This window comes from Corallococcus macrosporus DSM 14697 (assembly GCF_002305895.1).
In the GTDB taxonomy this organism is placed as follows: domain Bacteria; phylum Myxococcota; class Myxococcia; order Myxococcales; family Myxococcaceae; genus Myxococcus; species Myxococcus macrosporus.
The window spans coordinates 7585934-7607693 of sequence record NZ_CP022203.1 but is presented as its reverse complement, the minus strand read 5'-3'; the positions used below and the strand labels follow the sequence as shown (position 1 = coordinate 7607693).

Genomic DNA, 21760 nt, shown 5'->3' with positions numbered 1-21760 from the left:
GTTTCGGGCCCGGTCTGGGAGGAATGAGACATCCGTGAACATTCGCGTCTTCGATTCTGAACGGGAGGCCGCCGCCGCGTGTGCCCGGCGAATCGCGCGGGCGGTGGAGGCCCGTCCCTCCCTGGTGCTGGGGCTCCCCACCGGGCGCACGCCGCTCAATGTGTACCGGGCGCTGGTGGAATTGTTCAGACGCGGCGGTTTGGATTGGACCCAGGTCCGCACCTTCAACCTGGATGAGTTCCTGGGGGTGGCGGCGGATGACGCTGGCAGCTTCCGCGCCTACATGGACCGGCACCTCTTCCAGCACGTCAACCTGGAGCCCACCCACATCCACTTCCTGGATGGGACGGCGGAGGACCCGGAGGCGGAGTGCGCGCGCTACGAGGCCCGGCTCGCCGAAGCGGGGGGGCTGGACCTGGTGCTGTTGGGGCTGGGCGCCAACGGGCACCTGGCCTTCAACGAGCCGGCGGAGGGGCTTCGGGCGCGCTGTCACCGGACGCGGCTGAGCCGCCAGACGCGCGAGGCCAACCTCATCCTCTTCGGGGAGGACGCCTCGAGCGTGCCCATGGAGGCGCTCACGCTGGGCATGGCCAGCATCCTCCAGGCCCGGCAGGCGCTGCTGCTGGCCTTCGGTGAGGCGAAGGCGGAGGCGGTGCGCGGCATGGTGGAGGGGCCCGTGTCTCCCCGCTGTCCCGCCTCCTTCCTCCAACTCCACCCGGACGTCGAGGTGTGGTTGGATCCGGCGGCGGCTCGCGCGCTGTCCCGAGGCAACAGATGATTCACGCCTCGGACTTCGTCACGGGCACCCTGCCGCGCGGGGCGGCGGATGGCGTCATCAACGTGGCGCAGTCCACGGTGGGGCCGCCGTATGCCCACGACGGTGACCTGAACACGCCGCGCATCGAGGCGGACGTGTCGCTGAGCGGCGGCACCGTCGTCGTGGAGCGGCTGCGCCTGCCCCTGCGCATGGCCTGCGTGCCGGACGCGCCGGCGCAGCGCCGTACCGCGTCGCGGCTCAGCTCTGTCCCTTCGCCGTGAGGCCCGCGGGCTTCCGCGGCGCCCTTGTCGCGGAGGCCGGCGCCTTCGCCGCGGAACCCGGCTCCTTCTTCGCGGAGGCCGGCGCCTTCGCACGGACCGGAGCGGTGGGCCTGGCCTTCACCGTGGGCTTCGCGGCGCGCGGCGCCTTCCGGGGCGGCGGAGGCGGGCGCGTCCGCTCCCACGCCGCCATCACCTTGGGCACGTAGAACTCCGTCTCCCCATTGCGCGGCACGCGGCCATTCACGGAGCCGGGGCCCGCGTTGTACGCGGCCACCGCGAGCCGCACGTCCCCGAAGCGCCGGAGCTGCCCGGCCAGGTAGCGCGCGCTGCCGTCAATCGCGGGCGCCGGGTCGAACGGGTCCTCCACGCCCAGCATGGCGGCGGTGCCCGGCATCAACTGCCCCGGCCCCATGGCCCCCGCCGGAGAGATGCGGTGCACGCGCGTCTCCGACTCCACCTGCACCAGCGCGCGAAGCAGTCCCGCCGGAAGGCGATGCCGGCGCTCGGCCGCGTCGATGATGGGCTCCAGCGGTTCGTGCCCGTTCACCAGGCACGACGGCCGGTGCGTCAGGTACGCGCGCAGCGCGCCCGCCTTGGCCTCCAGGAAGGAGAACGACAGCGGCGACACGAAGCTGCCACCGAACCAGGCCACCGCGACGTTGAGCAGCACCACCGGTGCCAGCACGCACGGCAGCCACCACGCCCAGCCGGGCACCGTCATCCCCGCACGCCGCCGTGCCGCCCGCTTGCGTCCCACCCCTCCACCCTTAGGGGCGCTTGGGGCCGCCGTCCAGCTTCCGGCGCCCCGGACGGCCCTCCGGGGGCAGGCGCAGCCCGTCCAGCACCAGCGTGGTGAGCGCGTCCGGCAGCTCCAGCGGATTGCCGATGTCCTCCTCGCTCAGCACCGCCAGCAGCAGCCGCTCCACGGCGCCCACCACCGCCAGGCCGCTCACCGCGGGGCGGATGGGCCGCAGCAGCCCGCTGGTGTGCGCCTTCTGGGTGATGTCCACCGCGTGACGCGCCACCAGCCGCGCCAGCTCCGCCACCTTCGTCCGCGCCCCCACCGCCGGCCCCCGGCACTCCTGGAGGTACAGGCGCACCACGCCCGGGTACTGGAGGAGCGCGCTGGCAATCACCGCCGCCACCGCCCGGTACGCGTCGAACATGGCCTCCACGTTGCGCGCGTCCGCCAGGGCGTGGCCGCACGTCTCCAGCCCGGCCAGCAGCTCGCGGCGCACCGGCTCCAGCAGGGCGTCCACCAGCGCGGCCTTGTCGTCGAAGTACCGGTAGAACGTCCCCTTGGCCACGCCGGCCGCCTGGGTGATGTCGTCAATGGTGACGCCATCCAGGCCCCGCTCCAGGAACAGCTTCAGCGCCGCGTCCTCCAGGGACTGCGCCCGCTCCCGGCGGTGCGCCTCGCGGCGGCCACCCGCCCGGGCAGGCGGCTTGTCCGTCTCCTGGGCGTCCCCCGCCCGCGTGCCACTCCGGCTCGCCATCGCCGTGCACTCCCGTTCATTGCGCGGTAGAAAAAGAGTGACCAGATAGTCATTATCGGCAGCGGAGCGTCGGCCGGGCGCTTCGCCGGAGGCGACCATGATCGGCATCCCCCTGGGCTGGGTTTACTCCAATTTCGGTGAGTGGGTCCTTCACCGGTCCGTCCTGCACGGTCTGGGGAAGAACCGGAAGAGCTTCTGGAGCTTCCACTGGCACGAGCACCACCAGAAGTCGCGGCGCAACGAGATGGTGGATGACCAGTACATGCGCTCGCTGTGGACCTGGTCGGCGCAGACGAAGGAGCTGGTGGGGCTGGCGGCGCTGGCGCTGGCCCATGCGCCGCTGTTGCCGGTGGCGCCCTTCTTCGTGGGGACGGTGTGGGCCTGCGCGGCGAACTACTACTTCGTCCACCGGCGCGCGCACCTGGACCCGAAGTGGGCGCGCGAGCACCTGCCGTGGCACTACGACCACCACATGGGCAGGGACCAGAACGCGAACTGGTGCGTGACGCACCCCTTCTTCGACCTGGTCATGGGCACGCGGCGCGAGTTCCTCAACGTGCAGCCCCCCGCGTCCGGGAAGCCCGCGCCGGTGCCCGTGGAGGCCCGGAAGCCCGCGGCGGCTTCCGGGCACCGCTCGCCGCGGCTCCGGCCTCAGAACACCAGGTCGAAGTAGTTCGCCTGGGCCTTCACGCCCGCGCAGGCGCGCACCGTGGCGCTCCAGTCCTCGGTGGGCAGCGCGCCCCGGGCCTCGAAGATGAACTCGAGCTCCGGCTCCCGCGCCAGGTCCAGCAGGTCCACCGCGCCGGTGCTGGTGAGCTGAATCGTCTGCGTGGGCGCGGTGCTGGTGCGCGTGTACTCACCGATGACGTGCGTCCCGCTGGAGCCCGGCTGGCGCACGGAGACGCTGGCGCGCTCGATGACGCTCAGGTCCGTGTCGGCCGTCACCTCGAAGAGGCGCAGCCGCAGCTCCGTCTCCACGTCCGTCTCCTCGGGCAGCGGGTCGGCGATGTCGCCCAGCGGGAAGGTGAAGCTGCGCTCCACGTTGACGGTGAGCGGCAGCGCGGCGGGGAAGGACAGGTCGCGCTCCGTCTTGCAGATCTCCTCGGCCTCGGCCTCGATGAAGAAGAGGGACTCGCAGCCGGTGGTGAGCAGCGCGAGGCCGGAGAGCAGCAGGGTGCGGAAGGAAGTCGTTCGCATGGTTGGAAGGCTCCCGGCTCAGAAGAAGTAGAGGATGAAGCCCAGCTTCACGGAGGGCATGGTGGCGCGCACGGACAGGTTCCTCGCCGTGACGTCCGGGTCGTCCGTGGCGTCCTGGAGCAGGGCGCTCGCGTCATCCACGCCCAGGTCCACGTAGCTGAGGCCCAGGTGCAGGAAGAAGTTGAAGCGGCTGGCCGAGCCCACCTCCAGGCCCACGGTGCCGGTGACGTAGTTGTACGTCACGTCACGGATGGCCTCGCTGGCGCGGCTGGGGCTGGCGCCCAGCCAGTCCACCACCTCGTTGTAGTCCGAGCCGAAGTAGTGCCCCGCCTCCACGTTGAAGGACGGCGCGATGAAGGACTGCATCGGCAGGATGCTCACGCCCCCGCGCAAGCCGAAGCTGAGCGTGTTGGTGGTGGGGCCCGCCTGCAGGCGCAGCCACGGCAGCGGCCGCAGCACCGCGGAGAGGCCCACGCCGTGTGGCGCGCCCGCGTCCAGCATCAGCCCGAAGCGGTGTGGGGTGTCCGAACTGTCGGCCAGGGCCGGCGTCGCGGCCCCCAGCCCCAGGGCGCACGTGAGCGCCGCGCCGTGCCGCCCCAGGCGGAGGGTCCTTCGTCGTCTCGTCGAGGATGTCGCCATCGTCATGTCGTGTTCCAGCGTGTTCCGGCCCGGTGGCCATCATTCGCGCGACCGGGCGGAAAAAGAAGCGGCGTCGGGGAAAATGACGGCGGGAAACCGCCGCTTCCGCGCTGGTATCCGACATTGGCGGCCAGGGGCCGCCGGTAATTCAGGGCTCCGCCGTCCGATTGGCGGCGAGCTCGATGACGTTGACCATCAAATCCTTGATGCGGCGCGGCTTCTCGCCGCCGTTGTCGCGGAGGATGAGGTCGATGTCGTCGTCGGCCCGGTGATACTCGGGGATGAGGTCGCCGCCGCCGTTGGGGTTGGACAGGCCCTCGAACATGAAGAGGACGTCCTCGCCCTTGCGCCCGAAGGAGGCGCCGTCCTGGCGGTCGCGGAACACGTTGATGTCCTGGTTGATGCGGTCGAACGGGTCGTCGAGCTGCGCGTTCGCCTGCGCCAGCACCTCCCGGAAGTAGTTGGGCTGCCCCCGGGAGTTGGTGTCCACCACGGACAGGCGCTGGTCATCCCAGCGGCCCACCATGTCCACGTTGATGACGCCGGCAATCTCCTCCGTGCCCAGGCCCGGAATCGGGTGGTCCACGAAGTACTGCGAGCCCACCAGGCCCTTCTCCTCGGCGCCCGTCCACAGGAAGAGCACGGAGCGGTCCAGTTCGCCGCGCTTCGCCGCCTCCGCCAGCTCCGGCACCGCCGCCATCAGCACCGCGCTGCCGGAGGCGTTGTCGTCCGCGCCGTTGAGCACGTTGCCGCGCCGGTCCACGCCGTCGTGGTCCAGGTGGGCCATCACCACGATGACCTCGTCCTTGTTCGGCCCCGAGCCCTCCAGCAGGGCCATGGTGTTGACGGCCTGACCGGACGCGGAGGCGAGCTGGCGCAGCTCCTCCACGCTCCGCTGCGCCCCCTCGCGCGGCGGCGCCAGGGGCAGGCCCCGCGCGTTCATCGCCTGCTCGTACTTCTGGTTGAGCAGCGCGAGCGTCTCCCGGGGCATGGCGTCCTCGAGGTAGAAGCCGCTTTCGAACGGCGCGTGCCCGTAGGTGTCCGGCGTGTGGACGTGGCCCTCCGGCTCGCCGCGCACGCCCGGCCTGCCCGCGAACGAGTACACGTCGAAGCGCTGCTCGAAGGGGTTGTCCGGGTTGCTCGTGTTGGGGCCCACGAGGCCGTACTTCTGCACGTGCTGCTGCACGTACCGGGACGCGGCATCCAGCCCCGCTGACGGGCTGTCACGGCCCTCCAGCTCATCCGAGGCCAGGTACGCGATGTGCGTCATCGGGTCCGAGTCCACCGCCACGGTGTCCACCTCGGGCTCCGGCTCCACCGGCGCGGAGGGCGGCGGCGTGGGCACGGTGCACACGAGCGGCCGGGGCGCCTGGGCCGCTGCTTCGAAGCGGTCCGCGTTCCAGCCAGCGGGCGCGCCCGTGGGCTTCGCCGGGGCCTCGGCGGTCCGGGCCTCCTTCGCCACGGCGGCGCGCGAGGGAATCGAGGGGAGGGGACGCGGGCTGTCGCTGACTTTCGTGGCCATGGTGGAGGAATCCCGGTGCGCGTGGGGGTGGCGCGTCATGGAATTATCCGCCACGGTCGTTCACGAGTTGTGCACCTTCTTTTCCCCTGAGGTTTCCAGGGGTTGAGAGGCCGTTGACGCGCTGTGTGGCCCTGCTCCGGACCCGGTGTGTGGGCGCGCGGCGCACCGGTGTTGAAGGCCGGACGTCCCGCCACCCCGCCGGTCAATACCTGCACCCGGAGGCCGATGACACGTTGCAAGCCCGGAAAGCACCGGGGCTGCGGGTGGCCCGGGTCGACCGGCCCAGGACGGGGGGTCCGGATGATCGACGAAGTCGATCAACGATTGAAGGCGTGGGTGGGCCGCATTGCTGGCGATGTCCCGGTGTTCCTGGGCGTGCCGGACCGCGAATCGCTCGAGCGAGGCGTCTGTCTGTACCTGCTGGAGCTGGGGCCCGCGCCCCCGCTCCGGAGCGGTGGGGCGGGGCGCGCGCCGCTGCAGATTTCGGTCTGCTACCTCATCACCGCGGGGGCGGAGTCTCCGGAGCGGGCGCACCGGCTCCTGGGGGAGCTCGTCTTCGCGGCCATGGAGGAGGCGGACTTCGAGGTGGAGCTCACGCCGGTGCCCACCACGGTGTGGGCCGGGCTGAGGACCGCGCCGCGGCCCTGCTTCCGCCTGCGCGTGCCGGTGCGGCGGGAGCGCGCCATGCCGGTCATCCACCGGGTGCTCTTTCCCGCCGCGCCCCAGCCAACGCCCACCCCCGCCGAAGCGCTGCTGGGCTGTGTCGTCGGGCCGGGGGACGTGCCGATTCCCGGCGCGCTGGTGGAGCTGCCGACGTTGAAGCTCACCACGCGCACGGACGCCAAGGGCTGCTTCCGGTTCCCCCGCGTGCCCCCCGTGGCCACGCTGGGGCGGCTGGAAGTGCGCGCCAGGGGGGAGCTGCTCGAGCTGGGGCAGGAGGTGCTCGCCGCCGAGCCCCAGCCGCTGCTCATCCGCCTGCCATTGAAGGAGGAGTGACGTGCCGCAACGCCACCTGTCGTCTGTCACCTCCGAGGCGCCGCGCGGCGACGCGAGCGTCCCGGCGTCCCCGAGGCCCGCCGCGCCGCCGCGGGCTCGCGACACGCTGGAGACGTCCTGGATTGACGAGTGGGGCCTGGGGCCCGACGCGCCCTTCCCCGAGGCGTGGAGCGCGAGGCTGAAGGCGTCCGTCTCCAGCGCCGCCGCGCGCGGCGAGGCGCCCGCGGTGGCCATCTCCGGTGTCCCCGAGGCCTGGAGCGTGGGGCCCGCGGCGTCCATCATCGGGGTGCGCGGCGCGGGGCAGGAGACGACCCTTGATGCCGCGCTCGAGGCCTGGGGCCTGGGGCCCGACCTGGTCACGGCCTACGCGCTGATTCCCGCGACGCGGAGGCGCTTCGCGGCCGCGTCCGTGGCCGACGTCGCGGGAGCTGGCGCCAGGGACGGCTCGCCCGCGGGAGCGGAGACGCGACGCCGAGGCGGATGAAGGAACGGACAGCCTTTCGCGGCGGGCCTGGTGATGGGGGAACCACCGGGCCTGCCGCGCTCATTGCCGCGCGGTCCTCCAAGAGAGCAGGTTGATGTCTCGCGTCTTCGATGTCTCCGCGGTCTCGGACACCCTTCGCCTGTCCCGGAAAGGGACGGGGGAGGCCGTCTTCCACGTCATCAACGCGTCGGACGCGCCCGTGCGCGCGCGTCTCGCGGTGATTCCCGAAGCCGGGGCCCGGCGTGAGTGGTTCTTCATCGACGGCGACACCGAGCGCGACATTCCATCGGCCGGCGCGCAGCGGGTCGTCGTGCGGCTCCGCGTGCCCGCGGGGACGCCGGCGGGTCACTTCGCCTTCCACCTGCGCGTGGAGGACTGTGACCGGCCGGACGCGCGCTTCGCGCTGGGGCCCGTCGTCACCGCCGAGGTGGTGGCCGCGCCGGCCGCCGCGAAGGCGCGCTCCATGAACCGGGCCGTCATCGCGGTGGGGACGTTCATCCTGCTCGGGACGGTGGCCTCCCTGCTCGCCGCGGACAAGGCCCGGCATCCGGGGCCCGGCGCCCCCTGTCCGGATGGCCATTGTGGCCGGGGCCTGACGTGCGCGACGCAGGTGGACGGCGGCGTGTGCCTGGCGTCGCGAGGCCAGCCCTGCACCCGGAGCGACCAGTGCATCACCGGCCACTGCGAGCCCGGCGTGGGGTGCACGGTGCCCCTGGGGAAGGACTGCGCCGCCGCGCAGGAGTGCCCGGGCGCGCTGACGTGTGTGGACGTGCTTGGCTCGCCCACGTGCCTCCTCGCGCCGGAGGAGGCCTGTGAGAACGACCGCGACTGCGCCAGCTTCTTCTGCAACGCCGAGCGCAAGTGCAGCCGCGATGACGGGCGCTGTGACAGCAACGCCGGCTGTCCTCCGCCCTCGCAGTGCGGCGCGACGAAGCTGTGCCAGCTCCCGGACGGACAGCCGTGCATCCGGCATGAGGCCTGCCTCTCCGGCTACTGTGATGAGACGTGTCAGGTGTCGCCCGAGTCCTTCCAGTGCCAGTCGCCGTGCCCCGCGTACACCGCTTGCGTGTCGGGCCAATGCATCCCCGTGGACGGCAAGCTCCTCAACCAGAACGTGCTGCTGACGGCGCCCCGGACGCTCAAGGGCATCCAGGAGCTGCGCATCCAGCAGGGCACCCGGCCGTAGCCAGGGGGCGCCTCACGGCACGGCCGGCCGCACCGCCTCGCCGATTGCCACCAGCCGCCGCACCTGGTCCTCGCCCAGGCCCAGGTGCCGCGCCGCGCCCCGGAGGTCGCCGGGGACGAAGGCGCGCATGGAGCGCGGGCTGAACCAGTTGAAGAGCGTCACGACGCCGCGCACCAGCGAGGACTCGGTGAACACCGCGGTGGGCGGAATGACGTAGTCCTTGGGCACCTGGTTGAGCGCCTGCTGCCGCTGGGTGGCGCTGGGCCCGGGCCCTTCGGCGAGGACGAACTGCGCGGTGGCCGTGCCCTGGTGACGGGCGATGAGCTCGCAGTAGCGCGCCCAGTCGTCCGCGGCCGGGTGCTGCGCGTTGTGCGCCACCACCAGCACCGTGCCCACATAGGCCACCCCCAGCGTCCGGGTCCGCACCACGTCCTGGATGTCGGGCGCGTCGAGCGGAACCGGGTCCGTCATCGCCTCGTCTCTCCGTTGGGCTGCGAGCATGCTGGAGTGTTCCTCCGCATGGTACCCGGCGCAACCTGTATTTCTTGAAAGACTTGTTTGTGGGGTGGGTCGCTTTCGAGCTACCGGGCAGGGACGCGGAGGACCAGTCCTGGCGGTGGCAGGTGTGAAGGCGTCGCGTCGCCCCAGCTCGCGACGGTGCCGTCCCCCCGGAGCGCCAGGCTCTTGTTGAAGGCCTGGCCCGCGACGGCGGCGACGTTCGTCAGTCCCGCGGGGGGCGTCGTCTGGCCATGGGCGCTGTTCCCCCAGACGCGGAGGGTGCCGTTGGAGCGGAGCGCCATGTAGTGGTGCTCGCCCCCCGCGATCTCCACGACGTCGCCGAGGTCCGGGGTGAGCGCGAGGTCGTAGTACGCCGCGCCGAATCCCCAGACGGCGGCGGTGCCATTGGCCCGCAGCGCCAGCGCGCTGCTGCTCGTGTTGGCGATGGCCACCACGTCATTCAAGTCCGCTGGGACCGTCTGAAGGTCGAAGACGTCCTGCCCCCAGACGGCGACGGTGCCGTCCGCCTTGAGCGCCATGCCGTGGAACGGCGCCGCGGACACCGCGATGACGTCCTGGAGGCCCGCGGGGACCGGCGTCTCCTCGGAGATGCCCCCGGCGATGGTGACGACGGTGCCATCCCGCTTGAGCGCCAGGACGCGGGTGCCATACGCGCTGATGTCCACCACGTCCGACAGGCCATCGGGCACCGGGACGGGGTCGGGCCCTCCCCATTTGATGACGCTCCCATCCGCCTGCAGGGCCACCGCGAACGACGCCCCGGCGGCCACGCTCACGACGTCGGTGATGGCCGAGGGAACCGGCGTGACATCGTTCGACGCATCGGCCGAGCCCCAGACGGTGACGGTGTTGTCCGGCAGGACGCCCATGCCCCAGTTGGCGGCGTAGGCCAGGGTCCGCTGCCGGAGCACGCGCAGCGAGGCGGTGGCGTCGGCCCGCCAGCTCACACCGGAGGCCATGACCAGCGCGTGTACGCCGGGCGCGAGGCTCCCGGGCACGCGCACCACCACTTCGGCGTCCGACCAGGCGAGGTACTCGTCGACCTCCACGCCGCCAAGGGTGATGGTGTGGCTCCCTTGCTCGGGGCCGAAGTGCGCGCCCGTCAGCCGCAGGTGGCCGCGCTGGACGGCCAGCGCGGGCGCCGTGAGCTCCGGGGCCGGGAGCCGATTCAGCGTCAGGTCGACCTGGCCTGGAAGGTTCGCGCGGACCTCCACGGACTGACGGGCCTCGGTATACAGGCCCTTGCGGGCCAGCACCGTGTACGTGCCCACGGGGACGCTGGGGAAGGCGAAGTGGCCCTGCGCATCCGTGGTCGTGGTGGCGCCGCTCTCCAGCAGCGTGAGGGTGATGCCGTCATGCGCGGTGGCGCTCTCGAGCAGCGCGGTGCCGCTCACGCTGCCTCGCTCGCGCCGGAGGGTGAGGGTGACCTGGGAGCGTTCGACGTTCGTGACGCGGACCGTCTCCTGGGTGCGGACATGGCCGTTCTTTTCGGCCACCACGGTGTACGTGCCCGGGACGAGCGGGCCGAAGTCGACGTGGCCCTGTTCGTCCGTGGTCCGGGTGGCGCCCGTCTCCGTCAGCGTGACGCGCGCATCGGGAACCGGGGCCTCGTCCTCACGGATGACGAGCCCTTGCAGCGCGCCCAGCTCCGCCCTGAGCTGGAGCGTGACGGTGGTTGTCTCGCCGGCCTGGACCTGTACGCGCTGTGTCGCGTCGTAGTAGCCCGGCTTCCGGGCCACCAGCGTGTGCGTACCCGCGGGGAGGCCCTCCAGGGTGAAGCGCCCCTCCGCGTCGGTGAGCGCGCGGTGCTCGCTGCCCTCCAGCGTGAGGAGGATTCCTTCGTGGGCGGTGGCCCCTTCGAGCAGGGCCTGTCCCGTCACGCGGCCGAGCTGGGTCGGTGTCCCGGAGTCGGGCGTGGAAGGAGGCGAGTCGGAGGTGCAGGCGGAGAGGGCCAGCAGGAGGGCCCAGAGCCAGGAGGTTCTCGCGAGGCGCATCCGCGGGACTCTAGCGCGGGTGGGGCAGGGCATTCCTCCGGCCAGGGGAGGTCTGCTGCTGAGGGCTAATCGAGGATGAGCTCCACCATCAGCGCATCCTCGGCGTCCTCCTGGATGGACGCGTCCGAGTCATCCACGTCGTAGCCCTTGAGAGAGAAGCCCGAGGGCGTCTGTGCGCCGAGGCAGGGAATCGTGCGGGGCGAGGTGCCCACGCCGTCGCCGTCGGCGTCCGGGTAGAGCACCGCCCACCGGTAGCGCACGGCGTCCGCGTCGTCGCAGTCATTGCCCGTGGCCTGGGCGAAGTAGGGCTCGTGCAGTGAGTCACCGGCGCACACGCTGCCAGCCTCGGGCCGCGTGTATCCATCCTCGTCCCGGTCCACATGCGCGTAGGCCACCTGCCGCCAGCGCGTCGCATCGTCCGCCGCGCAGTCCCCGCCCAGGGCGGACCAGGGCGCCGTGGGCCTCGTGCCATCCGTGCACCGCACGACGGGCTCGCCCTCGCCGACGCCGTCACCGTCCGTGTCCGGCCATGCCAGGACGTTGGTGTGGACGCTCTGGTCCGTATCGTCGCAGTCGTGGCCCTGGGCCTGGGTGGCATGGCCCGCCGGAAGCGCCGCGCCCGCGCACAGTGAGCCTTCCTGGGGTGTGGTGAAGCCGTCACCATCCGCGTCCCGGTGCGCGTACGCGAGCACTTGCCAGCGCGTGAAATCGACGGCGTCGCAGTCCGTGTCCGCCAGGGAGAAGCCCTCGGGCAGCGAGCGGCCCTCGCAGACGGTTTGCCGGGCGCCCGCGCCCACGCCGTCACCGTCCGTGTCCGGGAACACGCTCCAGCTCACCATGCGGCGGGCGTCACGGTCGTCGCAGTCCTGCCCGGTGGGCCATTCGGCATAGCCCCGGGGAAGCTGCGCCCCACTGCACATCACGCCTTGCTGCGGGACGGTGTCGCCGTCGCCATCCGCGTCCCGATGCGCATACGAGCGCCACTGCCACCGCGTGCCGTCCTCCGGCGCGCAGTCCTCCGCAGCCAGCGCGTAGCCCGGCGGCACCGTTTGTCCCGTGCACTGTGTCTGGGACTCGCCGCTGCCGAAGCCGTCTCCGTCGGTGTCCACGTAGACGGTGCGCTCCATCCAGTGCGCGCCGTTCGCGTCATCGCAGTCCAGTCCGTTGGCGCGCAGGGCGTAGCCCTCCGGCAGCCGGTCGAGGGCGCACAGCCGGCCTTCCTCCGGCACCGTGAAGCCGTCCCGGTCCGCGTCGCGGTGGGTGTACGCGAGCCAGTGGGCACGGACGCGGTCATCGGGCGCGCAGTCGCCGTCCACCGCCGCATGGCCCGCAGGCGGCTGCCCGCCGGCGCAGTGGGACACGGGCTCGCCGCTGCCCACGCCGTCCCCGTCCGGGTCGGGCCAGGCCAGCGCCAAGGCCGACACTCGAGCGTCCGTGTCATCACAGTCCCGCGGGCCCGCCTCCAACCGGTAGCCCACGAGCGTGTCGCCCACGCATGCCGTCACCGGGCCTTCGCCAGTCGCCCCGTCGTTGTCCTGGTCCGGGTAGAGGCCGCTCTGTTCGCGCCAGCGGGACGCATCGTCGGGCGCGCAGTCACCGCCTTGCGCGCTCAGGCCCGCGGGGAGCTGGTGTCCCACGCAGCTCTGGAGGGCGGCACCCGCGCCCAGGCCGTCCAGGTCCGCGTCCACGTGGCCCGCCAGGAACCGCCAGCGCGTGCCATCCCCCGGCGCGCAGTCCAGGGCGTCGACGACACCGTCACCGTCACCGTCCGAGTCCTGCTCCGGGCCGGCACCGCCCGAGCAGCCCGCCAACGTCGCCATGGCCAGCGTCAGCGCCAGCCAGGTCCGTCCATTCGTCCCCATGGGAGCCGTCCGTTTCGTCCGTGAGTCCGTGGGGCGTCAGGGGAGGCGGGTCAGCTTGCAGACGAACTGACGGTAGTAGTTCTGCTGCTCTTCCACCGACATGGTGAACAGGTAGGCGCCAGGCTTGGCCATGGTGAGCATGGCCATCCGGTCGCAGCGGCTACTCATCGCCTGGAAATTCACCCCTGCGCCAATATTCGGCGAGACCCAGAAGGTCACGGTGCGAGGGGCCGCCTCGCCTTGGATCACGCCCGTGACCTCGATGTAGCCATCAAGCCTGACGGTGTAGTCGTCCACTGTCGCGAAGACATAGGGCCGACCCATTGGAGCCTGTTCCGCGAGCGCGGTCGGAGCCAGTGCAACGGCCGCGAGCAGGGAAAGGGCCTGGATGCGCCGGGACAGGGACTTCGACATAAGAGGTTCCTCTCGGAGGGGCTGAAAACGGGCGGATTCCGCCATGAGCCCACGCCCTATACGCCTTCCGTTCGATTCCTTGGCGGATTCGGCGCGTCCCGGCGCGAACGCCCCCGCCCAACACCCGGCCCGTGCTGCACCTTGTCACGGCCATGCGGCTGCAATACGCCTAGAGGCATGTCCACCGCCGCGCTCCCCGCCGACTTCCTCCAGGCCATCACCGAGGGCTTCCCCGCCGACTTCCTCACCCGGGAGCCAGGGGAGCTCCAGGAGTACGGCCGTGACTGGACGCGCGTCTACACCCCCGCCCCCGCCGCGGTGGCGCTCCCCCGGACGACGGACGAGGTCGCCCGGCTGCTGGCCCTGTGCCATCAGCACCACATCGCCGTGGTGCCCTCCGGCGGCCGGACCGGGCTGGCCGGCGGCGCGGTGGCGGCCCGGGGCGAGCTGGTCCTGTCGCTCCAGCGGATGAACCGCATGGGGCCGGTGGACCTGCTCGGCAACACGGTGCGCGTGCAGGCGGGCGCGGTGACGGAGGCGGTGCACCACCACTGCGCCGAGCACGGCCTCACCTGGCCGGTGGACTTCGCCTCCAAGGGCTCCAGCACGGTGGGCGGCAACATCGCCACCAACGCGGGCGGGGTGAAGGTCATCCGCTACGGCCTGACGCGGCAGTGGGTGCTGGGGCTCCAGGTGGTCACGGCCCAGGGCGAGGTGCTGGAGCTCAACGGCGCGCTGGAGAAGAACAACACCGGCACGGACCTGCGCCAGCTCTTCATCGGCAGCGAGGGCACCCTGGGCGTCATCACCGAGGCCACCCTCAAGCTCACGCAGCTCCCCGGCAAGCAGGACGTGTTCCTCTTCGCGGTGCCGGACGTGGCCGCGGTGCTGCGGCTGTTCCGCGACGCGCGCCGGCAGAGCGCCTTCAGCATCTCCGCCTACGAGTTCTTCACCGACAGGTGCATGGCGCGCCTGGGCCGCCACCGCAAGCTGCGCCCGCCCTTCGAGACGCCCAGCGCGTGCTACGTGCTGCTGGAGGCGGAGGCGAAGGACGCCGCGGCGGTGGAGGGCTGGCTGGGCTCGCTCTTCGAGCGCGAGCTGGTGACGGACGGCGTCCAGGCCCAGGGCGCGGCCCAGGCGGCAGAGCTGTGGGCGCTGCGGGAGGGCATCAGCGAGAGCCTCTCCGCCACCGGCTTGCCGCACAAGAACGACATCTCCCTGCCGGTGGCGGGGCTGGAGGCCTTCTGCGCGGAGCTGGAGGCCGTCTTCAGCGCGCGCTACCCGGGCTGGGAAATCTGCCTCTTCGGCCACATCGGCGACGGCAACCTGCACGTCAACGTGATGAAGCCGGACGCCATGGACAAGGCGGAGTTCCTCGCCCACACGAAGCAGGCGGACCCCACCCTGTTCGAGCTGGTGCGGAAGCACGGCGGGAGCATCTCCGCCGAGCACGGCGTGGGCCTGCTGAAGAAGGACTCCCTGGGCTACTCGCGCACGGCGGCGGAGCTGGCCCTGCTGCGCACCCTCAAGCGGGCGCTGGACCCCCAGGGCATCCTCAACCCGGGCAAGGTCGTGGATGCCTGAGGGCGCCGGACGTCAGGACAGGATGCGCGTCTTGATGTCCGTCTGCAGCCCGGCGATGGCCTCGCACACCGGGGTGGAGACGTCCTGGTCCAGGTCCATCAGCAGGTAGCCGATGTTGGCGTCCGTGCTGAGCACCTGGGCGTGGATGTTGGCGTTGAGGTCGGAGACGATGCGGTTGATGTCGCGCAGCACGCCCGGGATGTTGCGGTGCACGTTGAGGATGCGGTGCGTGCCGGGGATGAGCGGCGCCTCGATGTGCGGGAAGTTCACCGCGCCCGTGCTGGCGCCCGCCTTGAAGTACTTCAGCAGGCTGGTGGCCACCTCCTTGCCGATGGAGGCCTGGGCCTCCTCCGTGGACCCGCCGATGTGCGGCGTGAGCACCACGTTGGGCAGGCCCTGGAGCGCGGTGACGAAGCCGTCCGAGTTGCTCTCCGGCTCCTCCGGGTAGACGTCCACCGCGGCGCCGCCCAGGTGCTTGGACTGGAGCGCGCGGGCCAGCGCGTCGATGTCCACCACCGTGCCGCGGCTGGCGTTGATGAGGCACGCGCCCTTCTTCATCTGCGCGATCTGCTCGGCGCCCATCATCATGTGCGTGGTGGGCAGCGCGGGCACGTGCAGGGTGACGAAGTCGGACGCGCCGAGCAGCTCCTCCAGGGTGACGGACGGCTGCGCGTTGCCCAGCGGCAGCTTGGTCATCACGTCGAAGTAGAGCACGCGCATGCCCAGCGCCTCGGCGATGATGCCGAGCTGCGAGCCGATGTGGCCGTAGCCGATGATGCCCAGCGTCTTGCCGCGCACCTCATGGCTGCCGGTGGCCACCTTGCGCCACTGGCCCGCGTGGACCTCCCGGCTGCGGTCGAAGAGCTGCCGCGTCAGGACGATGATTTCCGCGATGACCATCTCCGCCACGCTGCGCGTGTTGCTGAAGGGCGCGTTGAAGACGGGGATGCCGTGCGTGTTGGCGGACGTCAGGTCCACCTGGTTGGTGCCGATGCAGAAGGCGCCAATGGCGAGCAGGTCCTCCGCGTGCGCCAGCGCGGCCAGCGGCACCGTCGTCTTGCTGCGGATGCCCAGCAGGTGCACGCCCTTCAACCGCTCCGCCAGCTCGTCCGGCTTGAGGGCGGAGGAGACGCGCTCCACCTGGAAGCCCTCGGCGGCCAGCATCTCCCCCGCGGACGGGTGGATGTTCTCCAGCAGCAGGGCTCGGAAGGGGCCTTCACTGCTGATGGCGCGCGTCGGAGAGGGCGGGAACTGGGGAGTGCTCATGGCGCCTTGCGTTAGACCTGGGCCCTGGGGCTGTCAAGGGTGGGATGGAGAGGCGGCACGGCAGTGGACGGCGGGCCGGCCCCCGGCCGTGGGTCAGGGGTTGGGGAAGCGCGGGGCGTCGAAGGCGTCGCTGCTCCAATCGCAGCCTTGGAACGCCGCCTGCCCGCCTCGGGTCGCGGCGCTGCAGCGGGTGATGCCCTGGGCCGTGAAGAGGCAGGGCTCCGCGTGGGGGTGGTCCCCCGCGGCCGTCATGAAGGCGCGCTGGATGGCGTCAGGCGCGAAGTCGTTGTCCCGGAGGACCCGGTAGAACCGCTGGCTGAACGGCAGCGCCTGGGTGGTCTGGTAGCGGCTGCGGAAGGCGATGACGTAGGGCGTGCCCCGGCTGATGAAGAGCTCGGCGAAGCGCCGCTCCCAACCCAGCAGGCACGAGCTGAAGAAGGCGAGCAGGCGTGGCGCCTTCCGGCCCTGCTTGAAGGCCTGTTGAAGCTGCTCGTAGGTGAACTCGATGTCCTGGCTGGAGTCGTTGAGGTCCACGGTCCATTGGATGACGCTGCTCAGGTCATGCCAGTACGTCTTCGGGGTGATGAGGGAGGACTTCGCCCATTCCGTGAGCGGGGCCGGGGCGAAGCCCGTGCGCGTGCAGAGGTCCCGCTCCTCGGCGCTGAGCCGGTTCACCTTGGCGCCGTCATTCCTGCACCACGTCGGGTAGCGGGGAACGGCCGTGCCCATGGAGGCCACTCGCACCTTGTGCTTCGCGCAGCGGACGTTGCCGTGGGTGACGTGGTGGTAGATGTCGCAGTTCCCCAGGTCCGTCATCCACGTGTCGAAGTCCGCGTTCCGGTCGAAGAAGCGCTCCCGGAACAGCCCGCGGGAGACACGGGTGAAGGCGTCCTGCACGTGCGCCAGCTCGACGTCCCACCGGAGCCCGGGGTCGGCGCGGTCGTAATAGAAGAGGGCGGAGAGCTGGTCCGGGAACGTGGGCTGGTCGAGCGCCAGGATGTCGGCGTGGGTGATGTCCCAGCCCCGCAGCTTGAGGTTGCACTTGCCGCAGAAGTGCGGGTCGAACGTGGCCGGCGCCTGGTGCGGGTACTGGGGCCGTCGCCCGTCCCAGTCCGGGTAGCTCATCATGCAGTTGTGGTCGAACTGGTCATGGTGCTGCGGCACCACCCCCGAGGCGGCCTCGTGGTGGGTCAGCCAGAAGCAGTGGCCCACCTCGTGGGTGAAGACGAAGTCGGCGTTCGCGTTCACGTCCTGGTCGATGATGCCCATCAGGGCGCCGTTGCCGTTCGACGTCGTGGGCACGTCGCCGCCGTCGGAGGTCCGGAGCGCCTCCTTGATGTCGTCCGACAGCTTGTACTCCAGCATGATGATGCCGCCGCAGGGCGCATGCCCGGTGCGCATCCGCTGGGCGATGCGGTCGAGCAGGAATCCCCCGGCGCTGGGGACGTTGGGCGCGCTGACCAGCTCGCTGAACATGTTGTTGGTGAAGAAGTAGAGGTTGTTCTTCTGGCCCGAGCTCAGCGCCGCGTTCGGGTTCCGCAGCACGATGGGGCAGGCGTCATGGAGGGTGGTTGCGTCGAGCACCGCCCTGAGCGGACCGATGACCGGGGTGGCGTGGACCTCGATGTGGGCCAGCCAGTCCACGTAGTCCTGGTGGGTGAGCACCGCGGTGATGGCCTGGTACCGGGTCCGGGAGAAGTCGACCCGCAGGAAGGACTCGGCGTAGCGCGCCTGGCACTTCGCTGGCAGCGCGCCATGGTTGCGAAGGGGCCAGCCAACGACTCCGAAGACCTCCACCCGGCGCCAGACGACGATGGGCTTCGTCTCGTACTGGCAGACGGGGTTGGCGGCCTCCAGCGCCATGGCGTTGGGGCGGCCCTGATAGCTGAGCCGCGCGCGGACCTTGTACCGGTCGCCCGCAATCAATGAGGGCTGGAGGTAGACGCCAGCGCGTCCCACGCGGTTCGGATGCGCGCCGTCGTTCGTGTAGGCGGGGACCCAGATTGTCGCCGCGGCGGCGTCCTCGGTGGGCACGGCATGGGGCGCGTAGGGCTGCGGCTCGCGCCAGAAGGGGTTGCGGAAGTTGTTCGCCGCGGTGCGGATGCCCCCATAGGCCGCCGGGCAGTTGGTGCCGCCGTCGTGGTGGAGGTCGACGTGGTTGCTGCGCAGGACGCGGCCGACGTAGGTCCGCGTCCCCGTATGGACGCGGTCGTTCAGGGGCAGGTGTGAGAGGTCCTCGCCGGGCTCGTCCGCGGACCAGTCCACCCGGACCTCGCCCACCGCGCGTGGGGCGGCGACGCGGCGGTCATCGTGGCCCTTGAGGTAGATGACCGCCTCCAGCGGCACGAGCGGGCGGTTGAGCTTGGCGGCCTCGCTCGCCGTCTTGTTGTGGAGCGCGCTCCAGTTGATGGCGCCGCGGCTCCGGTTGGGGGGAATCTGCCGCAGGAATTCGTCCGTCTGGTTGGCCAGGTCTTCGTCGAACCCGACGGCCTCCACATAGACACGCAGCGGGTCGTTGTTCCCCTGGGGGATGGCGGTCCCTTCCGCGATGGGCGCGCTCTGGTCGTCCGTCAGCGTCGGGAGGGCGCCGTGGGCGTGGCCCAGCGCGCCGTCCAGCGCGTCCTCGAAGTTGGCGTTCGTGGGCGCGGCGATGATGCGCAGGTCGCCGTGATTGCGCCGGAAGCGCTCCTTGGCCTTGTCGAGCAGGTCCGTGGTGCCCGCCGCCGCGCGCGCCGGAGGCCCGGCGTAGTACCCGAGCTGGTTGAGCTTGTGGCAGATGCTGGCGTGGGTGCCTCGCGTGAGCGCTTCTCCGGTGGCCAGCCAGGGGCCGCGGACGACCTCCACCGAATGATAGAGGACGTCGACCCGCGCGGTGGTGGGCGGCGGAGGCGGCAGCGCCCGCGCCTCCTCCTCCGGGAGGGACTGGTCGCGCCGGGCCTCGCAGGCCATCACCGGGTCCAACCCGGTGTTGGGCAGGTCCTCCGGCTGACGGAGCCCCTCACGCGCCTCCGGTTCAATGACGGCGTCGACCTGGAGCGTGTAGGGCGCGCGCAGCGGCGTGGCGAAGGGCTCCTGGACGGCGTCGTTGCCCACGTTCAGCGCGCCTGTCCACGTGACGGCCGCGGGCCCTCCCTGACAGTCGAGCGCGTCCGAGCGGTACACCAGGACATTGGCGTGGTCGCGCACCTCCAGCCGGACGGAGACGAGCCTGCCCGCATCCGGCGGGTCGTAGGTGACGGCGAGCGTCTCCTGGGAGGGCGCGAAGTGCGTCCAGTCACAGCGAAGGGGGAGGTAGGGCATCGTCAGGGCACGGCTGGCGAGCGCCCGCGGTACGGCCGCAGGTAGTGGCGCTCAATCCAGTCCATCTTCCGGGAGGGCGTCAGGTACGGCCGCGCGAGCACGGCCTGGGGCCAGGCATGGGCCGGGTCCGTGTCGAAGTGCTCGCCCAGGCAGAGCTGGCAGGCGATGAAGCGCGCCACGTCCCAGCGGGCGGTGATGCCGTGCCGGGCCGCCGCGTCGATGCCGCGCTCCGCCTGGGCGCGCAGCTCGCGCTCCCCCAGGCCGCCGCTCTCCCGGGGGAGCTGCGCCCGCAGGAAGCGCACCACGCTGCTCACGTAGGCGCCGCGCACCGTCGCGTCGAGGCACACCATCTGCTCGGGGCGAATCCTCAGCACCGCGCCCCTCCAGGCTGAAATGCGGAATGTGAGGATTTTAACGTTTTGCGGGGAGGGCCTTCAACCGCGCGCGGGAGGCCCGACGCGACAGCGGGGCGGCCACTCCAGAGGGAGTGACGCGCCCCGCCGTGCTCACGTCATGGATGCGCCAGGACTACTGGATGCTCCAGCCCACCGTGCCGCTGCAGCTCGTGTTGCCGTAGCAGCCCGCGCGAAGCTGGTACGTGCCGCCCGCGTTCGCCGGCACCGTGTAGGTCGCGTGGGACAGGCTGCCGCAGCCGGCGCCGTCGTCGTTGAACTTCACCTGCGCGCCGGCGGCGTTGTACAGGCGGAGGAACGAGTCACCCGTGCCGGAGGCGCCCGCCACGTTGCAGGTGCCAAAGGCGATGCGCTGGCCCGCGGTGAGGGTGACGTCCTCGTTGGTGGTGTTCTGCCGCGCGCTGTTGGAGTTGACCGAGCTGTAGCTGAAGGTGCCGGAGGAGGCCGGCGGGGTCGCCGTGCCGATGCTCCACGCCACCGTGCCGCTGCAGGCGGTGTCGCTGAAGCAACCCGCGATGATTTCGTACGCCCCGGCGGCCCCGGCGGTGAGGGTGACATAGGAGCCCCGGCCCTCGGCGCAGCCGTCATCGCTGGAGGCGATTTCCGTGCCGCTGGGGCCGTTGACGCGCAGCCAGGTGTCGCCGGTGGCGCTGGCGCCCGTCACGCCGCAGGTGCCCACGGTGAGGCTCTGACCGGCCGTGAGCTCCACCGTGTGGCGGGTGGTGTTCACGGTGGCGTTGGCGGTGTCGCTGGCCGTGAAGTCGAAGGACGTCTGCGGCGGCGGCGTGCTGTCGCACAGCCGGACGCTGCTGTGGCTGGCGCAGAACTCGTCGACGGCCGGGTTGACGTAGGTGATGTCCTCGCCGCTGCAGCCGGTCTCCGCGCACACGTTCACGACGCGGCAGCTCCCCTGGTAGACGTAGTCCGTGGCGCCGCGGACGAGGATGCCGGCGATGGTGTGGTCCGTCATGTCGTAGACGGCCGAGCCGGAGTTGCCGCCGAAGGTGTCGGTGGTGGCGATGAAGTAGTCCATCGTGCTGGCGCGGCTGGTGCGCACCTTGCCGCCCGAGTCAATCTTGAGCGGGATGCCGCTGCCCGAGCCGATGACGGCCACGCTGGTGCCCACCTCCAGGCCCGTGTTGCTCCGGCGGACGGGCGCGGGGGTGAAGCGCGGCGCCGCCGAGCGGTCCAGCCGGATGATGGCGTAGTCCAGCTCGCGGCCACCGATGGTCTGCTCCTTCCGCACGACAATCTCCTTGCAGCCGAAGATGTCCTGCGTGGTCATGGTCTGCAGGACGTTCTGGGCGGGGCGGAAGAAGTTGAAGGCCCACTTGAAGTCCCGGCAGTCGGCGGCGCCCGTCACGCAGTGGCCGGCGGTCAGCAGGAGGTCATCGTCGATGAGCGTGCCCGAGCAGTAGCCCGGCGACGGGTCGTCGATGAAGCGCTGGCCCGAGCAGAGGTTGACCCACTCGCCCAGGGTGGGGCTGGTGAAGACGACGTTGTTGGGGTCCGAGTCGTCAATCTCGTACGGGTCGACCATGACGGCGCTGGCCTGCATGGCGTACTGCCGCAAGGTGGCGTCGGGGTGCTCGTACACGTCCATCCGGTCGTCGTTGCCATAGACGACGGGCTGCTCGGCGGAACCGCTGCCAGCCGGCTCGCCCTCCGTGGCCGGGCCACAGGCCGCGACGGAGAAGGTACACAACAGCGCGCCGAGCAGCTTCCTGCGGGCGTCGGTCCGGGGGATACGCATGAGACAACCACTCCTACGGGAGATGTGAGGCCCACCCCGTCCGGGGCGGGCTGCCGCAATATAGGTGAAAAAAGGCGTTCCTGCTGTCTGCTGGCGG

Annotated in this window: 20 protein-coding genes; 7 read left to right on the top strand and 13 right to left on the bottom strand. The window is 71.3% G+C overall.

All coding sequences use genetic code 11. The features are described 5' to 3' along the window. Positions 1–34 precede the first annotated feature (34 nt). Positions 35–778, top strand: a complete 744-nt coding sequence (locus MYMAC_RS30780) for a glucosamine-6-phosphate deaminase (RefSeq protein WP_095960656.1) — start codon at positions 35–37, stop codon at positions 776–778. Further along, complete coding sequence (locus MYMAC_RS30775; protein ID WP_095960655.1) at positions 775–1038, top strand: hypothetical protein; 264 nt, start codon at positions 775–777, stop codon at positions 1036–1038. Before MYMAC_RS30780 ends, MYMAC_RS30775 begins: the two co-directional genes overlap by 4 nt. Here the strand turns inward: MYMAC_RS30775 and MYMAC_RS30770 are convergent. Then, the gene (locus tag MYMAC_RS30770; RefSeq protein ID WP_204817046.1) at positions 1016–1759 is read right to left on the bottom strand and encodes a lytic transglycosylase domain-containing protein; all 744 of its coding nucleotides are present in this window, start codon (positions 1757–1759) and stop codon (positions 1016–1018) included. The two genes, MYMAC_RS30775 and MYMAC_RS30770, sit on opposite strands and share 23 nt — an antisense overlap. Positions 1760–1805: 46 nt before the next feature. Continuing rightward, the gene (locus tag MYMAC_RS30765) at positions 1806–2534 is read right to left on the bottom strand and encodes a TetR/AcrR family transcriptional regulator (RefSeq protein WP_095960653.1); all 729 of its coding nucleotides are present in this window, start codon (positions 2532–2534) and stop codon (positions 1806–1808) included. Between the two features lie 97 nt (positions 2535–2631). Here MYMAC_RS30765 and MYMAC_RS30760 point away from each other — a divergent pair, with 97 nt between their 5' ends. Beyond that, positions 2632–3207, top strand: coding sequence for a sterol desaturase family protein (locus MYMAC_RS30760; protein ID WP_095960652.1), 576 nt, complete (start codon positions 2632–2634; stop codon positions 3205–3207). Here MYMAC_RS30760 and MYMAC_RS30755 read toward each other — a convergent pair. From MYMAC_RS30755 to MYMAC_RS30745, 3 genes are all read right to left on the bottom strand, one after another. After that, entirely contained in the window at positions 3186–3731 is a 546-nt protein-coding gene (locus MYMAC_RS30755) for a hypothetical protein (protein ID WP_095960651.1), read from the bottom strand. The two genes, MYMAC_RS30760 and MYMAC_RS30755, sit on opposite strands and share 22 nt — an antisense overlap. Positions 3732–3749: 18 nt before the next feature. Further along, entirely contained in the window at positions 3750–4376 is a 627-nt protein-coding gene (locus tag MYMAC_RS30750; RefSeq protein WP_043710291.1) for a hypothetical protein, read from the bottom strand. Between the two features lie 142 nt (positions 4377–4518). Further along, on the bottom strand, positions 4519–5892 hold the full coding sequence (locus MYMAC_RS30745) for a M28 family metallopeptidase (RefSeq protein WP_095961744.1): 1374 nt from the start codon (positions 5890–5892) through the stop codon (positions 4519–4521). Between the two features lie 300 nt (positions 5893–6192). Here MYMAC_RS30745 and MYMAC_RS30740 point away from each other — a divergent pair, with 300 nt between their 5' ends. The 3 genes from MYMAC_RS30740 to MYMAC_RS30730 all read left to right on the top strand — a co-directional run bounded on the left by MYMAC_RS30740 (position 6193) and on the right by MYMAC_RS30730 (position 8558). Continuing rightward, a complete protein-coding gene (locus MYMAC_RS30740) occupies positions 6193–6888 on the top strand; it encodes a carboxypeptidase-like regulatory domain-containing protein (RefSeq protein WP_239989111.1) in 696 nt (231 codons plus the stop codon). Between the two features lies 1 nt (position 6889). Then, on the top strand, positions 6890–7372 hold the full coding sequence (locus MYMAC_RS30735; protein ID WP_095960650.1) for a hypothetical protein: 483 nt from the start codon (positions 6890–6892) through the stop codon (positions 7370–7372). Between the two features lie 94 nt (positions 7373–7466). Continuing rightward, entirely contained in the window at positions 7467–8558 is a 1092-nt protein-coding gene (locus tag MYMAC_RS30730) for a hypothetical protein (protein ID WP_095960649.1), read from the top strand. Between the two features lie 12 nt (positions 8559–8570). On the opposite strand, the gene MYMAC_RS30725 is transcribed toward MYMAC_RS30730, so the two are convergent. The 4 genes from MYMAC_RS30725 to MYMAC_RS30710 all read right to left on the bottom strand — a co-directional run bounded on the left by MYMAC_RS30725 (position 8571) and on the right by MYMAC_RS30710 (position 13347). After that, on the bottom strand, positions 8571–9059 hold the full coding sequence (locus MYMAC_RS30725; RefSeq protein WP_239989110.1) for an STAS/SEC14 domain-containing protein: 489 nt from the start codon (positions 9057–9059) through the stop codon (positions 8571–8573). 80 nt (positions 9060–9139) lie between these two features. Next, positions 9140–11071 carry a carboxypeptidase regulatory-like domain-containing protein gene (locus MYMAC_RS30720; protein ID WP_095960647.1) on the bottom strand — a complete coding sequence of 644 codons (1932 nt, stop codon included), beginning with the start codon at positions 11069–11071 and terminating at the stop codon, positions 9140–9142. A 65-nt stretch (positions 11072–11136) separates the two neighbouring features. Beyond that, complete coding sequence (locus tag MYMAC_RS30715) at positions 11137–12933, bottom strand: hypothetical protein (RefSeq protein ID WP_095960646.1); 1797 nt, start codon at positions 12931–12933, stop codon at positions 11137–11139. 36 nt (positions 12934–12969) lie between these two features. Continuing rightward, positions 12970–13347 carry a hypothetical protein gene (locus tag MYMAC_RS30710; RefSeq protein WP_239989109.1) on the bottom strand — a complete coding sequence of 126 codons (378 nt, stop codon included), beginning with the start codon at positions 13345–13347 and terminating at the stop codon, positions 12970–12972. A gap of 177 nt (positions 13348–13524) precedes the next feature. On the opposite strand from MYMAC_RS30710, the gene MYMAC_RS30705 reads away from it, so the two are divergent. Next, a complete protein-coding gene (locus MYMAC_RS30705; protein WP_095960644.1) occupies positions 13525–14931 on the top strand; it encodes an FAD-binding oxidoreductase in 1407 nt (468 codons plus the stop codon). Between the two features lie 12 nt (positions 14932–14943). On the opposite strand, the gene serA is transcribed toward MYMAC_RS30705, so the two are convergent. The 4 genes from serA to MYMAC_RS30685 form a co-directional block, all read right to left on the bottom strand. Continuing rightward, a complete protein-coding gene (serA, locus tag MYMAC_RS30700) occupies positions 14944–16197 on the bottom strand; it encodes a phosphoglycerate dehydrogenase (protein WP_013937997.1) in 1254 nt (417 codons plus the stop codon). 93 nt (positions 16198–16290) lie between these two features. Next, positions 16291–19497, bottom strand: a complete 3207-nt coding sequence (locus tag MYMAC_RS30695) for a zinc metalloprotease (RefSeq protein ID WP_095960643.1) — start codon at positions 19495–19497, stop codon at positions 16291–16293. A 2-nt stretch (positions 19498–19499) separates the two neighbouring features. Then, the gene (locus MYMAC_RS30690) at positions 19500–19871 is read right to left on the bottom strand and encodes a hypothetical protein (protein WP_238540021.1); all 372 of its coding nucleotides are present in this window, start codon (positions 19869–19871) and stop codon (positions 19500–19502) included. 154 nt (positions 19872–20025) lie between these two features. Beyond that, positions 20026–21663 carry a serine protease gene (locus MYMAC_RS30685; RefSeq protein ID WP_095960642.1) on the bottom strand — a complete coding sequence of 546 codons (1638 nt, stop codon included), beginning with the start codon at positions 21661–21663 and terminating at the stop codon, positions 20026–20028. Positions 21664–21760 lie beyond the last annotated feature (97 nt).